Here is a 15,056-nt window from a genome sequence, read left to right on the forward strand (position 1 = left end):
TTATTCCTCTACAGAAGCAGTCGCATGCTCAACATTTGCATGAGCGCCAGAAGCCGCAGCTTCATGACCTACAGTTGCTGAGTGATCAGCACCATGGTAGTTGCTCATGTATCGGTTAATCACGGATTCGAACAATTTAGGCTCAACTGAAGAATAATAAGTCACTGGGTGTGGCTTAGTCGGATAAGGCTTCATTGCTTCAGCAGCAGCCTTTTCTTCTGGAGTCGTTGCTTTTGCTACTAATGCTTCGATTTGGTGCTTACCACGGTTACCATCACGTAAGGTTGCAAATTCAGTTTGGTCTAAAATACCTTTTTGAATTGCTTCAGGATTAACTGAACTACCATTACCAGCTTTAACTGCTGCTACCCAATTGGCAAACTCTGCATCTGTTACAGAATGAGCTTTAAAGCGCATTTGCGAGAAGCCATAACCTGAATAGTTAGAAGAGAAACCACGGAATACGCCAGTTTGGTCTGCTAACATGTGCAAGTGGGTTTGCATACCCGCCATTGCATAGATTTGACCAGACAATGCAGGAATAAAGAACGAGTTCATTGTGAAGTTAGACGTAATACGTAAACTTACCGGAGTTTTCTCTGGAAAGCGCATTTCGTTAACAGTTGCAATGTCTTGTTCTGGATAAATAAAGACCCATTTGAATTGTTCAGCAATAACTTGAACAGTTAACGGAGCTTTATCTGATTCGAGCGGGCGGTAAGGGTCATACTTGTGTGAACCCCACCAAGTTAACCAAGCTAGAATACCAATAATAATGACTGGAACACCCCAAACTATAATTTCAATAGCGGTAGAGTGTGCCCAAGTAGGTTTATAGTCTGCATCTTTATTCGACGCGCGATATTTCCAACCAAACCACAATGCCATAATAACTGATGGAATTACCACCAAAAGCATTAAGTAGATCGCAGTCATCATCAGGTTACTTTGACCTTCTGCAACTGGACCTTTTGAGTTTAGAAGTACCATATCACCGCCACACCCAGTTAAGAGTGCAGCCATCGCAGATAAAGACAATACAGCTAAAATCGTTTGTCTCATTTTACAACCTCGGTGAAGAGTCCCATTCCCTAATTTAATATGGGATAGCGATTAAAGTGTCGCATGATTGGAAATATTTATTTTCACTTAGAAATTCTAAGCATAGAAAATCCTTCCCAATCATGAGACACCGCTACGTTGTAGGGCATTATGCCTCATATTGTTGAACTAAGCTATATGTAAAGTGGCTTTAAATGACTGTTATAAAAACTGATTTTTTTACTCGGAATTAAACTTTTTAATATAAAAATTATTATTTTAATATCAATATTCTGGGGGAAAACAGGGAGATAAAATCATCCCTGTTTTTTTATGTTTATTGTTTAATCACTTTGGTTCTGGCTAATTTATCATGTAATGTTTGACGTTTTTCGCTCAATGCGAACACATGGTCAATAATTGTGATCAAAGGCATAAAGAGCATATTTAAAATAATGAAGATGAAACTACGTAAAGTGAAGACACGCATCAGGCTGACTTTTTCACCATTTTCGGCATCGACAATTTTAATTTTGGTGAGTTTTTTACCAATACTTTGCCCAGATTTAGCCAGCATAAAGGCTTGAATACCAAGCATAATAATGATGTATACAAACATTGTTTGCCATGCTTCGATAGGAATAAGGGTAAATAATTCCTGTTGTAATTGTACGGCTTGAGTTGAAGTGTCAGCGGATTGCATCTTTTGTTGAATATCAGACAATTGATTAAATTGATCCGGTTTTAGAAAAAATGAAGGAATCGCTGCTGCCGGCAACCACAGTAATAAATCGATAATTTTTGCTAAAATACGAGTAGTAATGGACGCGAGTTCGCTGTTTTGAGTTGGTTTTTTGCCCGATTGCGCTTTACCCATACTCGAATTTTTTAAGGGTGTTTGTTCGGGGAAAGGGGTCGGGGCAGTATAACCTACAGGTTCATATACAAGTTTACCCTTGGTTAATTCACCTAAAGCTTTCCATTCTGGCATACCTTGATGCCAAGCTAAGTCTGTGAGCATGACTTGCTGACTCGCGAGCATTTGATTGAGTTGCTCTAAGGTGTATGGACCCGCTTGTTGATTATCACGTGCCAAGTAAATTTGCATAAAATTGAATTCTCAAAACTAAATCTTAAAAGATGGATAAAAAAAAGACCCACTAGTGGGTCTTTTTTTAACACGTTTTATTAAACTTGTTTAGTCTTTTCTTCTGCTAAGAAGAACCAAGTGTCTAAAACTGAGTCTGGGTTCAATGAAACAGATTCGATGCCTTGTTCCATCAACCATCGAGCAAGGTCTGGATGGTCAGAAGGGCCTTGGCCACAAATACCAACGTATTTACCAGCTTTACGGCATGCATGAATTGCCATAGAAAGTAACGCTTTAACAGCAGGATCACGTTCATCAAACAGGTGAGAAACGATACCAGAGTCACGGTCTAAACCAAGTGTTAATTGAGTCAAGTCATTTGAACCGATAGAGAAACCATCGAAGTGCTCAAGGAATTGTTCAGCTAACAATGCGTTGGTTGGTAATTCGCACATCATAATGACTTTCAGGCCGTTTTCACCGCGCTTAAGACCATTTAGTGCCAATAGTTCAATAACACGTTTCGCTTCTGCAACTGTACGTACAAAAGGAATCATGATTTGAATGTTGGTTAAGCCCATTTCGTCACGTGCTTTCTTCAATGCACGGCATTCAAGTTCGAAGCAGTCACGGAAATTGTCAGACACGTAACGGCTTGCGCCACGGAAGCCCAACATTGGGTTTTCTTCTTCTGGCTCGTATAACTTACCGCCAATCAGGTTCGCATATTCGTTTGACTTGAAGTCAGACATACGAACAATCACAGGTTTGTCAGCGAAAGCAGCGGCAAGAGTTGAAATACCTTCAACTAATTTTTCGACATAGAATTCGATTGGAGAAGAGTAGCCCGCAGTACGCGCCATGACCGCAGCACGTGTTTCACGTGGCAGGCTATCAATGTTTAATAATGCTTTTGGATGCACACCAATCATACGGTTGATGATGAATTCTAAACGCGCAAGACCAATACCTTCGTTCGGAATAGTTGCGAAGTCGAATGCGCGGTCAGGGTTACCTACATTCATCATAATTTTGAACGGAAGTTTAGGCATAGATTCAATCGAGTTACGTTGAATTTCGAAATCTAAAGAACCTTCATAGATGAAGCCTGTATCACCTTCAGCACAAGAGACAGTCACTTCTTGACCGTCAGTCAATACTTCAGTGGCATTACCACAACCAACGATTGCTGGAACACCCAGTTCACGCGCAATAATTGCAGCATGACAGGTACGACCACCACGGTTAGTGACAATCGCAGCAGCACGTTTCATCACTGGTTCCCAATCTGGGTCAGTCATGTCAGAGACAAGAACGTCACCTGGTTGTACTTTGTCCATTTCTTTAATTGAGGTTACGATGCGGACTTTACCAGAACCGATACGTTGACCAATTGAACGACCTTCACAAACAACAGTACCTTTTTGTTTAAGCAGGTAGCGTTCCATGGTGCCGACATTTTCACGGCTTTTTACTGTTTCTGGACGTGCTTGAACGATATAAATTTGATCATCGTCGCCATCTTTCGCCCATTCGATGTCCATTGGTGAACCGTAATGGTTTTCAATGATCAACGCTTGTTTAGCAAGTTCTTGAAGCTCATGATCATTTAGTGCGAATTGTTGACGATCTTGTTTTTCAACGTCTACAACAACAACTGATTTACCTGTAGAGCCTTCTTCACCATAAATCATTTTTTGGTGTTTAGAGCCAAGATTACGACGTAGGATTGAATGTTTTCCTGCGTTTAATAATGGTTTAGACAGATAAAATTCGTCAGGGTTTACCGCGCCCTGAACAACCATTTCACCCAAACCATAAGATGCAGTGATGAAGACTACGTCGCGGAAACCAGATTCTGTATCCAGTGTAAACATTACACCCGCAGCACCCGTTTCAGAACGTACCATACGCTGAATACCAGCAGACAAGGCTACAACTTCATGTTTAAAATTTTGATGTACGCGATATGCAATTGCACGGTCATTATAAAGTGAAGCAAAAACTTCTTTAATTGCGATCAATACATTGTCGATGCCGCGAATGTTTAAGAAAGTTTCTTGCTGACCCGCAAAAGAAGCGTCTGGTAAGTCTTCTGCTGTTGCAGATGAACGAACGGCAACCGCGATTTCAGGGTTGCCGTTAGAAAGGTCTGCGAAAGCGTTGCGAACTTCTTTTTCAAGTTCGGCTGTAAGCGGAGTATCGACAATCCATTGGCGAATTTTAGCGCCAGATTCTGCAAGAGCATTGACATCATCAACATTTAAAGTTGATAGCTCTGCCTGAATTTTAGCGTTTAGGCCACTTTGCTCGAGAAATTCACGATAAGCAGCAGCAGTCGTTGCGAAGCCACCTGGCACTGATACGCCAGCATTGGATAAGTGGCTGATCATTTCACCTAAAGATGAGTTTTTCCCACCTACAAGTTCAACGTCGTGTTTCCCTAATTTTTCTAGACCAATTACGCGCGCTTCCAATGTTGTTACTCCACTTTTGCAGTATTAATCACTATCTTGCATGAAATTATAACAAATCTACTTAGCATTTTGATTTTACTAAGCGAAAGTTATATAAGATCAGTTTACTATAAAGATTTTATAGCACTTAGACAAATATTTAAGGAGAATTTTAATGTCAGAAGGTAAACAAATTAAGCGCAGTGTGTTTTTTGTCTCTGATGGTACAGCAATTACTGCTGAAACCCTTGGACACTCACTGTTAGCGCAATTTCCTCATGTTAATTTTGACATTCATATTATTCCTTATATTAGCTCTGAAGAAGCAGCCATGAATGTGGTTGCAGAAATCAATCAACGCGCTGATCGTGATGGGCAGCAACCCTTGGTATTTGATACTCTTGTAGACCCATATGTACGTGATATTATTAATACTGCAAATGCGGTAAATCTTGATGTTTTTGAAGGTCTTATTGGTAAGTTGTCTGAAGTTTTAGGTACGCCTCCTACAACTTTAGTGGGGCAAACCCATGCAGTGACCGATTCAGAGTCATATAAAGCCCGTATTGATGCGGTTCATTTTGCGCTCGACAATGATGATGGTGCTCGTACTCGTCATTATGATAAAGCCGATTTAATTTTAATTGGGGTATCACGTTCAGGCAAAACGCCAACCTCAATTTACTTGTCATTACAGTTTGGTATTCGTGTAGCAAATTACCCACTTACCGAAGAAGACTTGGATGACAATCGTTTGCCTGCGGTATTAAAAGCGCATAAACATAAGTTATTTGGCTTAATGATTGATGCTGAAAGACTTGTAGCGATTCGTTCTGAACGTAAAGCCAACAGCCGCTATGCAAGTTTTAGTCAGTGTCAGATGGAGCTTCGTGCGGTTGAAGGAATTTATATTTCTGAGGGGATTAAATATTTGAATGTCTCTGAAATGTCGATTGAAGAAATCTCAACACGTGTACTCCAAATGACAGGTTTGAAACGTCGTATTGGTTAATTGTCATTACATTATTCTATAGATATAAGAGTCTCTGTGTAGGCTCTTATGTCATGCCATCAGTAATAAAGATAATGGATGAGTTAGATGAAAAAAATATTAAAAATAGCTGGCTTTAGTGTTTTGTCTGTTGCTTTTTTAAACCATAGTTATGCCAATACCACGACTTTAACTGCTTTGGAACAACAGATTTATACAAAATATGCTGCGCAAGACTTTTATACAGTCAATGAAAAAATTGAAAGTGATGTGGTGAAGCTGATTGAAAAAAATGCAGATAGTTATACTTACCGCTTTCCTAAACTTACCGAGAACTTTGGCTTAACTATTCGCTACACGCCTGATCAATTGTTCAAAACTTATACTTTTGATGTGGGCGGTGGTGGCACCATGGGAACATATTCATCTTATGCGCAGTTTAAAAATGCGCCTAAAAAGAAACTTCAAGCGATTGAAGCTGGTTTTATTCGAAGTGTTGATCAAATCACGCTGTCTGGACAGCCCATTTATTTAATTCAAAGTTACTATAAAGGCGACAGCTGTGTGGGTGCGTATCAAATACAAGCCTATAAACAACAGAAAAACCAGTTAAATCCAGTACCAATTTTCCAAACCAAAACTAAAAAATTAGATACGATTAGTGTGGATTATAACTGTCAATATGATGCCGAACGTAAAGGGGATTATATTCGTGTTTCGAAGGATATGAAGTTTATTGATATTAAATTGTTAGATCAAAATACCAAGCCAACGGGTAAGTATTTACGTTATCAAAAAAATAACAACAATTATCAATATATGGGCACAGTGAAATAAGTTGATGTGTAAAAAGAGGTCAAGATGAATTGACCTCTTTTTTATCATTAAAATTTTAGTAAGTGCTAATAATGACATCCACTTTATGTTCAGTACCATCCATGCTTTTTATCGCCTGATCAGTAATTTTAACGATGGGCCAAGTAATGAGTTTGCAATTTTCACGTTGTAAAGCTGAATAATAAGTATCTGATTTTAGAAACAGCTTATGTTCAGAAGCCGAGTTCGGCATTAACTGTCGTTTTAACCAATTATCTTGAACTTGTGATTCAAGATAACGAATGGCCAATAATGCTTTGATCCGATTGTTAAATAAACGACGATTCTTAATAATCAAAGGATGTGAAAGGAGTTTATGGATTCCTTTTTCTGTTTGAGGCAATAAAAAATGTGGCGTGATTTGAAATACTTTAACCAATTTAGCATGATGACAAATCTGAGCGAGATGCGTCACAGTCATTTGGTTGGCACCAATAACGGCAACATTTAAACCCGAGAAATCAAATCGTTTGATGTCTTCAGCGGCAACGATTTCGCCCTTAAAATTCTGAAAAAAATCGATTGAGTTTTGAAAGAAACCATCCAATGGATTCTTTTTTTTGTTAACCATTTTCATATCCTTTCTTGTTTTTACTTCGTTGCAGTTGGTTCTGCAATTTATTGGTATATCCAAGATAGAACTTTTGGTAAAGATTTTTCTGGAATCTGGTCAGTCATCGTCATCATGCTATGGATGGAAATACCGAAATATTTTTACTTAAAATTTATGACCTTGCGTGTGAAACTGGATGAGCTGATCATAAAAATAAGGCTTGTTCTGAGCGAGCAAGTCTTATTTTTAAATGTCATAGAAGATTTGACTAGGGTTGGGTGATGAAAAGAAAATACCGTGCTTTAGCACAGCTTAATTTTTTTCATCATCATGCTCTATATTTTCAAAGGGTGTTTGTGGATAATGAGGCACGCTTGGCGGTTGTGTATGCATTCGAAGATAGCCTAAATCGCGAATATTTTTTTGTACCGCAACTGCGCCAAATAAGCTCAGTAAAAACGCCATGATATAAAAGCCTTTTTCACTTAATTCAAGTGAAGCATTCCATAAACCAATGCTCAGCAGTGCAATGCAGATCACAATGGAAGCCCAACAAAGTCCAAAATAAATAGCGGTGACATGAACGCCTTCGAGCTTATCTCGGATAATTTTTTGTAAAGATACTGCTGCGAATAAACCATACAAAATGAGAATTAAATAATAACCTTTTTCATTGAGTAGCATGTCTGCATTCCACAAACCGATCATATACGCTGCTGCACCTGCAATCAGAGCAACCCAACTTGCGGCGATAAATGCAGATGTTGGTTTATTAATATATTGATTCATTCTGTTTTCCATTTTTGTATTGGATTGTTTTTTATATCACCATTATGCAGAAGCTGAACAGGATCGCAAATGCTGTTTAATCTGAACTGGGTAAAGTTAATAATGATGTAAGCAGCGTTATGGTGATTTGCAATAAAAAAATAGCACCTTAGATAGGTGCTATTTTGGCAGTATTAAAGGGATTAAGCGTTTTTGATATTCATTAATAATTCAAAGTTTTCGATACGCTTGCCTGTGTCATAAATATCACAAGTGAAAATAAATTCATCGACATCGTATTTTTCTAAGAGCATTTCTAAACCAGCTTTGACCGTGTCTGGTGAACCAATTTGAGCCATGGCATAGAAATTATCGACAGACATTTTTTCTGCGGGTGACCACAGTCCATCCATCGTTGTAACAGGGGCTTTAAGTTTTAAGCTTTGTCCACGCATTAAGCCAAGAACACGTTGATATGCACTGGTGGCTAAGTATTCAGCTTCTGCATCTGTTTGCGCGACCACAGCTGGAACGCCCATAGAAACATAAGGTTTGTCTAAATATTCAGAAGGTTCAAAGTTTTCTCTATACAGTTGGATGGCTTGTCCCAACATGCGTGGTGCAAAGTGCGAAGCAAAAGAATAGGGAAGTCCTAATTTTGCAGCCAATTGTGCACTAAATAAACTTGAGCCTAATAACCAAACTGGAACATAAGTGTTTTGTCCCGGCGTGGCAATAATACGTTGCTGTGGGGTAGGTTCTTTAAAATATTGCAGTATTTCCAAAACATCTTGTGGAAATTGATCTTCTGTTTCTTGGCGGCCACGACGTAAGGCACGCATGGTTACTTGGTCAGTTCCGGGTGCGCGTCCAAGACCCAGTTCAACACGGTCAGGATAGAGGGTTGCTAAAGTGCCAAATTGTTCTGCAACAACCAGTGGTGCATGGTTCGGCAACATAATACCGCCTGAGCCCAATTTTAAAGTTTCAGTATTCGCTAAGATATAACCCAATAAAACGGCGGTTGCAGAGCTGGCAATACCATCCATATTGTGATGTTCTGCAAGCCAGAGGCGTTTGTAGCCTAATTCTTCTGCTTTTTGTGCAAGTGCCAAAGCATGATGAAGTGAAAACTGAATGCTTTTATCATCACGAACGGGAGCAAGTTCAAGGATTGAAAAAGGGGTGTCTTTTAATGAGCGCATCTGTTTTCTCAAATATAGAATCTAACTAGAGCATACGATGACTGATTGAACTTGTATATCGTTTTTTTTCGATATATGTGTTATTTCAATATATCGGGTATGTTGATCTATTTTAGGTGCCTCTTTAGCAGCCATAAAAAAAGCACCTATATTAAGGTGCTTTAAATTAAATCTTTAGCATTAACGATGGTTTTTATAATGTCCGCGATGGCGACCATTGTCGTGTCTGTAATTGCGGTCATTGTAGCTGTATTTGCTGTTGCGATAGCCATTGTTGTTATAACGGTCGCGGTCATCACGATCTTCATCATAGCGACGGTCTTCACTGACTTTTTTACCCAGTACAGAACCACCCGCAGCGCCTAGCGCTGAACCAACATAGCCACCAGTTGTACCGGCAACATTTTTACCGACAGTATAACCACCCACACCACCTAAACCGCCGCCAATTGCAGCACCTGTACGGTTACGACGATCACTTGAGATCGCAGCGCCACCAGCCCCACCAATTGCAGAACCAATGATTGCCCCAGTGTTGCCACCCATTTGTTTACCAAGCGCAGTACCGACCACACTGCCTAAAGCAGAAGTTGCGGCTACACGTGTAGAGCTATCAGCATAGGTTGTTGTTGCTGTTACGGCTGATGTTGCAACTACAGCGGCAAGAATCATTGAATTAAATTTCATGGCAAACTCCTTTTTGAAGCTTTCGTTATATCTTGAGCCTAATGTAGTCAAAGATTTGGAAATGAAGATGAACAATGTGTTAATCGTTTGTATTCTTTGTCTACTCAATTTATTCATGATTGGTAGGGGCTGTTCATGATGTAAACAAGTACCGACTAAAAAGTAATGTCAATCAGTTTAATGTTTTAGACATAAATTCCTTAATTTTTATTATTTATGAAGATTTTTATATCTTTGAATCAGATGCTTGGAGCTAGTTTGGTTCTATGATTTAACTCAAATGAGTAGTAGCACTTGATAAAAAAGACATCTTATGCATAGTTTAAATTATTTATTTAAAACAATGCTTAGCACAAAATTTGTCAAATCTTTTTATTGCTGGATTAATCGCAGAAACCGGACTGTTTAAAGTGGATGATATTTTTGTCAATTAGATAACATTTAGAATTTAAAAAAATGCCAGTCAATTTCTAAACTGACTGGCATTTTTAAAATAAGAGATTTTTATTATTCAGTTAGCTAATGATAACTTAGCGATGGTTACGACGGTATTTTTTAGAGTGCTTTTTATAAGAGCGTTGGTCAGCATGACGGTCTTCAGATACTTTTTTACCCAGTACAGAACCACCGGCAGCACCTAAAGCTGAACCTACATAACCACCAGTTGTACCACCTACGCTTTTACCTACAGTATAACCACCCACACCACCTAAACCACCGCCGATCGCAGCGCCAGTACGGTCGCGTTTGTTTGCTGACACAGCAGCACCACCCGCACCACCAATAGCAGAACCAATCATTGCGCCAGTATTACCGCCCATGCTTTTACCAATAGCTGTACCTGCTACACTACCTAATGCAGAAGTTGCTGCTACGCGAGTTGTATTATCAGCATGAGCATTCACTGCCATTATTGAGGTTGCTGCTAATGTTGCGCTTAATAATAATGCATTAAGTTTCATAGTTAACTCCATGTCCAAAAAAGCGGACCATTGTAATTGCTTTCGATGGCGCTAAATGTAACAAAAATATTTGGTGAAATATGGAGATGACGAAGCAGAGTTATGTGGTTTAGTGTCTGCTTTGTATTAGTTTTATTAAAAATGTGTAGAAAAGCCCGTCAAAGATACATTTGCAATTGAAATATGAATAAACCTAGGAGTGATTTAAATCACATTTTTAAAAACGCCTTTTTGAATAAGAGGATTCGTCGCAACAATATCTATGTCATTTAAACCCGAGAATCGTTACACTAGGCACAATTTTTTTGAGCTGATCTATGTTCTATAAGGCATAGAGATAGCCATTGTCTTGAGATATTTTGCAAAATGAAAGAATCGTTACGTTTACGATTAGATCAACTTTCTGACCGTCATGAAGAATTAAACGCATTGCTTGCGGATATAGAAGTCATTTCTGACAACAAACGCTTTCGTCAACTTTCGCGTGAGCATAATGACTTAACAGAAATCACTGAAGTTTGGAAAAAGTACACCCAAGCAGAAAAAGATATTGAAACTGCTGAAGCGATGTTGTCTGATCCCGATTTTAAGGAAATGGCGCAAGAAGAGATTAAGGACAATAGGGCCATTATTGCTCAGCTTGAAGCTGATTTAAATATCTTAATGATTCCGAAAGATCCCAATGATGCCAATTCTGCTTATTTGGAAATTCGTGCGGGAACTGGAGGAGATGAAGCGGCGATCTTCTCTGGCGATTTATATCGCATGTACAGTAAATACGCTGAAACGCAAGGCTGGCGTCTTGAAGTGCTGTCTGAAAATGAAGGTGAGCATGGCGGCTATAAAGAAGTCATTTGCCTGATTAATGGTGATGGTGTTTACGGTCGTTTGAAATTTGAAAGTGGTGCGCATCGTGTACAGCGTGTACCTGCGACGGAATCGCAAGGGCGTGTTCATACTTCTGCATGTACCGTGGCAATTTTACCTGAAGTTGATGTCGATACTTCAGTGGAAATCAATTCATCTGAATTACGTATTGATACTTACCGTGCTTCGGGTGCGGGTGGTCAGCATATTAACAAAACCGACTCTGCCGTTCGTATTACCCATTTACCAACGGGTACGGTGGTGGAATGTCAGGATGAGCGTTCGCAACATAAGAACAAAGCTAAAGCGATGGCACTTTTGGTGTCACGTTTAGAAAATGCTAAACGTGCGGCTGCTGATGCGGCAACTTCTGAAATGCGCCGTGATTTGGTGGGTTCAGGTGACCGTTCAGAACGTATTCGTACTTATAACTATCCGCAAGGTCGTATGACCGATCACCGTATTAACTTAACTTTATATAAGTTAGATGCCGTGATGGAAGGTGATTTAACAGAATTACTGGATAGTTTACATCGTGAATATCAAGCAGATCAGTTAGCAATGCTTGCACAGCAGAATGGTGGTTAATGAATATTGCACAGGCATTAGCCTTACGCGGTGAATCGGAAAGTTACGAACGCCAAGAAAATGCATGGTTGCTTGAACATATTACTAAAATCGATTCTTTTGATTTGGTGATGAAAAAAGCGCAAGAATTAACAGCAGAGCAAGAGCAAGCCTATGTTACGGCATTGGCGCGTATTGAAGCTGGCGAACCTTTGGCTTATGTGACGGGTTCACAACCATTCTGGACTTTAGATTTAAAAGTAACCAAAGATACTTTAGTTCCGCGACCAGATACTGAAGTTTTGGTGGAAACCGTTTTGCATTTAGACTTACCTGAAGATGCTCGAATCGTCGATTTGGGCACAGGTACAGGTGCGATTGCTTTATCACTTGCCAGTGAGCGTCCAGATTGGTCCATCACTGCAACTGATATCTATCAACCGACTTTAGAAGTTGCACAGTTTAATGCAGACAAACATGACTTACCGCAAGTTAAATTTGCTTTAGGTAGTTGGTTTAAAGCGTTAGAGCGTAATCAATTCTTTGATGTAATTGTATCGAATCCGCCTTATATCGATCCGAATGATAAGCACATGAAGGATTTAGCAACTGAGCCAAAACGTGCTTTAGTCGCAGCGAATAATGGTTTAGCTGATATTGAATTTATCATTCAAAATGGTAAAAAATGGTTGACTGCCAATGGTTGGATTGCGCTTGAGCACGGTTATAATCAAGGTGGTGTAGTCTATCAACTGTTTAAAAAATATGGTTATAAAGATATTCAAACCATCAAAGATTACAGCGGTAATAATCGCGTAACGATTGGTTGTTCAAAATAACCGGAAAAGAAAGCAATTTAAAAAAAAGCGCATTAAGCGCTTTTTTTGCCTATTTATTAAGAGTTTAAGTGTTATTTTACGATCCTTGATTAAAAAGGAGTAGCCTTGTTTTTCTTTAAGTGTAATTATTTTGTAATTACATCGTATATTTAAATTATTGTAATTATTTTCAGGTAAGATAAAGATTGAGCGATTGCAATGTGCATCAGTTTAAATAAAGTGATAACCATAAATAGCACAACGTACAATATAGAACATCAGTGTCGACTATAAATTGCGATCAAAATAAATGATTAAATAATGATTTATTCATAAAAAAAGCGACTCAAAAGAGTCGCTTTTAAAAGCCATTTACAATATTACATTGGGTAATCTTGTAGGCAATCGGATACTTCAACTTGCTCTAAAGCATCTGTTTCGAGTGCAAGGCAAAGCGTCACAATTTTTTTCAGATCAGCTAAATATTGTTCATCTTTAAAAGATTCACCTAACTGAAGGGCTTGAATACGGTCAGCGCTAATATCAAGTGCTTGTACTACTTCAATGGCATCGACTTCATTAAAAAATGTAGTTACAGCATGATTTAAGTCAAGGTCTGATGCATTCAGAATGCTTTGATTCAGTTGCTCTTCAAATTGTGGAGTAGGAGACTGCAAAGCTTGGGTAAAGTTTTGCACGAGACGTTGATCGAGAACATCAATCATTTTAAGCATGTCATAACCTTTAAAAGAAATCAGGTGATTAAACAGGGGGAGTACAGCCGAAAGTAAGCATTAAAGAATGCTTTAAAATTGAGTGAAAAATAATCTATTTTGGAGCTTTTTGCAAACACATTCCGATAAATGAAACATTGATTTTTTAAGCTAATGAAAACCTTAAAATTATTGAATAAAAAAGTTTTTGACACCTCATCATGCTAATCAAAGAGATTAGTATTTATATAAATGAAGCATAGAGTTCAAAATATCGTTAAATTTGGATTAGAAAATTATTGAAAATAATTATAAGTATTTGAAATTATTCTACTTAATTTTATTATTTAGAGGCATTTTTTTATTTGGCGATAACTGATTGAAACTAAAAAATATCAAAGAAATTCAAGCCATGATGACAAGCTAAAGCAACATTATTTTCATAACTTTGCTTTAGCTGTACTTTTCTTGGGTATAAATGGTGAATGCTTAAGCCACTAATTAAAGTGTTTTTGTCGTAGTTGTTCTAGCCGTAATTGATATTGCTGCTGCCAAGTACTTTCAGGCAAGCTTTGTTTTTGCTGGTTCATTTCTTGGTTTAAAGTTGCAAGCTCCGATTGATAACTCGCCACTTGTTGCTGTTGCTGAGAGACTTGTTGTTCACGCGCAGCCAATTGTGCGGCTTCTTTAGGTGAGAAGTAACTGTTAAGCAACTGTTGGGTAATCTTTTGTTGTTGTGCAGGGTCGGTGACACCAATTAAAGCCAATTTAAGGGCTTTATCATAACTGCCACTTTGACCATCAATATTTTTGCTTGGGTTTTTATATTGTTGTTGCAGTTGTGCAAGTTCACTCAGACGTTGTTGTTGCGTCATTTGCGGTGCTCGATTTAGTAGTTCGCCATAGGCAAACTGATAGCTGGCAAATTCTTTTTCTTCAGCAAAGCCGAGTTGTGCTTCTTTTTGACCTAAAATCTGCTCACGTAAATTCCAAATTTCCTGATAACGCTGCTGTGGTGTCATTTGCGTTGACATTATTTTAGCTTGCATTTCTTTTTCATAGAGCGGTAAGCGTTCAAGCAATTGTTCTAAAGTTTGGGCAAATTGTTGATCAGGATATTCGGCTAATACCTGTTTTAATAGTGCCTGACAGTTTGCATCAGGGCAGTTTTGCTGTAACTGGGTCAATAATTGTGTGACATTGCCCGGATTTTTTTGAAAGAATTGAATCATTTGTTTAATCGATTCTTGTTGCTGTTGTTGCTGCATTTTTGACTCGTCATTGTTTGCAGCGGCAAGCTTGTCTTGCAAACCTTTTGGCTGACCAGTTTTTGTAAGGGACGGTGATGACGTCTGAGTTTGATCCGATGTGGCATATGATGGGCCAAGACCCAACCATATAACCACACCAATCACCAATAAACTCAGCACCAAAGCAATAAGCCCAAAGCGCTTCATTGATA

14 protein-coding genes are annotated in these 15,056 nt (G+C 38.7%); 4 read left to right on the plus strand and 10 right to left on the minus strand.

Annotated features, from left to right (window positions below; translation table 11 throughout):
• The 3 genes from cyoA to ppsA all read right to left on the minus strand — a co-directional run bounded on the left by cyoA (nucleotide 1) and on the right by ppsA (nucleotide 4,608).
• Nucleotides 1–1,062 carry a ubiquinol oxidase subunit II gene (gene cyoA, locus F994_RS04070; protein ID WP_004648835.1) on the minus strand — a complete coding sequence of 354 codons (1,062 nt, stop codon included), beginning with the start codon at nucleotides 1,060–1,062 and terminating at the stop codon, nucleotides 1–3.
• Between the two features lie 316 nt (nucleotides 1,063–1,378).
• Nucleotides 1,379–2,149: an RDD family protein gene (locus tag F994_RS04075; RefSeq protein ID WP_004648836.1), complete on the minus strand. Its 771-nt coding sequence runs from the start codon at nucleotides 2,147–2,149 to the stop codon at nucleotides 1,379–1,381.
• A gap of 80 nt (nucleotides 2,150–2,229) precedes the next feature.
• Entirely contained in the window at nucleotides 2,230–4,608 is a 2,379-nt protein-coding gene (gene ppsA, locus F994_RS04080; RefSeq protein WP_004648837.1) for a phosphoenolpyruvate synthase, read from the minus strand.
• Between the two features lie 154 nt (nucleotides 4,609–4,762).
• On the opposite strand from ppsA, the gene ppsR reads away from it, so the two are divergent.
• Nucleotides 4,763–5,599 carry a posphoenolpyruvate synthetase regulatory kinase/phosphorylase PpsR gene (gene ppsR, locus F994_RS04085; RefSeq protein WP_004648838.1) on the plus strand — a complete coding sequence of 279 codons (837 nt, stop codon included), beginning with the start codon at nucleotides 4,763–4,765 and terminating at the stop codon, nucleotides 5,597–5,599.
• Between the two features lie 87 nt (nucleotides 5,600–5,686).
• Nucleotides 5,687–6,415, plus strand: a complete 729-nt coding sequence (locus F994_RS04090; protein ID WP_004648839.1) for a hypothetical protein — start codon at nucleotides 5,687–5,689, stop codon at nucleotides 6,413–6,415.
• A 55-nt stretch (nucleotides 6,416–6,470) separates the two neighbouring features.
• Here the strand turns inward: F994_RS04090 and F994_RS04095 are convergent, their stop codons facing one another.
• The 5 genes from F994_RS04095 to F994_RS04115 form a co-directional block, all read right to left on the minus strand.
• Nucleotides 6,471–7,025 (minus strand): NAD(P)/FAD-dependent oxidoreductase, encoded by a 555-nt coding sequence (locus tag F994_RS04095; protein ID WP_004648840.1) that lies wholly within the window; start codon nucleotides 7,023–7,025, stop codon nucleotides 6,471–6,473.
• Between the two features lie 294 nt (nucleotides 7,026–7,319).
• The gene (gene yiaA, locus F994_RS04100) at nucleotides 7,320–7,796 is read right to left on the minus strand and encodes an inner membrane protein YiaA (protein WP_004648842.1); all 477 of its coding nucleotides are present in this window, start codon (nucleotides 7,794–7,796) and stop codon (nucleotides 7,320–7,322) included.
• Nucleotides 7,797–7,978: 182 nt separating this feature from the next.
• Nucleotides 7,979–8,980: an LLM class flavin-dependent oxidoreductase gene (locus F994_RS04105; protein WP_004648843.1), complete on the minus strand. Its 1,002-nt coding sequence runs from the start codon at nucleotides 8,978–8,980 to the stop codon at nucleotides 7,979–7,981.
• A 180-nt stretch (nucleotides 8,981–9,160) separates the two neighbouring features.
• Nucleotides 9,161–9,667 (minus strand): glycine zipper domain-containing protein, encoded by a 507-nt coding sequence (locus tag F994_RS04110; RefSeq protein WP_004648845.1) that lies wholly within the window; start codon nucleotides 9,665–9,667, stop codon nucleotides 9,161–9,163.
• Nucleotides 9,668–10,197: 530 nt separating this feature from the next.
• A complete protein-coding gene (locus F994_RS04115; protein ID WP_004648846.1) occupies nucleotides 10,198–10,629 on the minus strand; it encodes a glycine zipper domain-containing protein in 432 nt (143 codons plus the stop codon).
• A 366-nt stretch (nucleotides 10,630–10,995) separates the two neighbouring features.
• Here F994_RS04115 and prfA point away from each other — a divergent pair, with 366 nt between their 5' ends.
• Both prfA and prmC read left to right on the plus strand, forming a co-directional pair.
• Complete coding sequence (prfA, locus tag F994_RS04120; RefSeq protein ID WP_004648848.1) at nucleotides 10,996–12,084, plus strand: peptide chain release factor 1; 1,089 nt, start codon at nucleotides 10,996–10,998, stop codon at nucleotides 12,082–12,084.
• Nucleotides 12,084–12,902, plus strand: a complete 819-nt coding sequence (prmC, locus tag F994_RS04125) for a peptide chain release factor N(5)-glutamine methyltransferase (protein WP_004648849.1) — start codon at nucleotides 12,084–12,086, stop codon at nucleotides 12,900–12,902. The genes prfA and prmC overlap by 1 nt, the downstream gene beginning before the upstream one ends.
• 359 nt (nucleotides 12,903–13,261) lie before the next feature.
• Here prmC and F994_RS04130 read toward each other — a convergent pair whose 3' ends face one another.
• Both F994_RS04130 and F994_RS04135 read right to left on the minus strand, forming a co-directional pair.
• Complete coding sequence (locus F994_RS04130) at nucleotides 13,262–13,615, minus strand: hypothetical protein (protein WP_004648850.1); 354 nt, start codon at nucleotides 13,613–13,615, stop codon at nucleotides 13,262–13,264.
• Between the two features lie 476 nt (nucleotides 13,616–14,091).
• Nucleotides 14,092–15,051, minus strand: coding sequence for a lipase secretion chaperone (locus F994_RS04135; protein WP_004648851.1), 960 nt, complete (start codon nucleotides 15,049–15,051; stop codon nucleotides 14,092–14,094).
• Between the last annotated feature and the right edge of the window lie 5 nt (nucleotides 15,052–15,056).

It is taken from the genome of Acinetobacter bohemicus ANC 3994, assembly GCF_000367925.1.
Lineage (GTDB): Bacteria > Pseudomonadota > Gammaproteobacteria > Pseudomonadales > Moraxellaceae > Acinetobacter > Acinetobacter bohemicus.

Coding starts and splice junctions, on each gene's coding strand:
- cyoA (WP_004648835.1), bottom strand. CDS start 1,062: ATGAGACAAACGATTTTAGCTGTATTGTCTTTATCTGCGATGGCTGCA.
- F994_RS04075 (WP_004648836.1), bottom strand. CDS start 2,149: ATGCAAATTTACTTGGCACGTGATAATCAACAAGCGGGTCCATACACC.
- ppsR (WP_004648838.1), top strand. CDS start 4,763: ATGTCAGAAGGTAAACAAATTAAGCGCAGTGTGTTTTTTGTCTCTGAT.
- F994_RS04090 (WP_004648839.1), top strand. CDS start 5,687: ATGAAAAAAATATTAAAAATAGCTGGCTTTAGTGTTTTGTCTGTTGCT.
- F994_RS04095 (WP_004648840.1), bottom strand. CDS start 7,025: ATGGTTAACAAAAAAAAGAATCCATTGGATGGTTTCTTTCAAAACTCA.
- yiaA (WP_004648842.1), bottom strand. CDS start 7,796: ATGAATCAATATATTAATAAACCAACATCTGCATTTATCGCCGCAAGT.
- F994_RS04105 (WP_004648843.1), bottom strand. CDS start 8,980: ATGCGCTCATTAAAAGACACCCCTTTTTCAATCCTTGAACTTGCTCCC.
- F994_RS04110 (WP_004648845.1), bottom strand. CDS start 9,667: ATGAAATTTAATTCAATGATTCTTGCCGCTGTAGTTGCAACATCAGCC.
- F994_RS04115 (WP_004648846.1), bottom strand. CDS start 10,629: ATGAAACTTAATGCATTATTATTAAGCGCAACATTAGCAGCAACCTCA.
- prfA (WP_004648848.1), top strand. CDS start 10,996: ATGAAAGAATCGTTACGTTTACGATTAGATCAACTTTCTGACCGTCAT.
- prmC (WP_004648849.1), top strand. CDS start 12,084: ATGAATATTGCACAGGCATTAGCCTTACGCGGTGAATCGGAAAGTTAC.
- F994_RS04130 (WP_004648850.1), bottom strand. CDS start 13,615: ATGCTTAAAATGATTGATGTTCTCGATCAACGTCTCGTGCAAAACTTT.
- F994_RS04135 (WP_004648851.1), bottom strand. CDS start 15,051: ATGAAGCGCTTTGGGCTTATTGCTTTGGTGCTGAGTTTATTGGTGATT.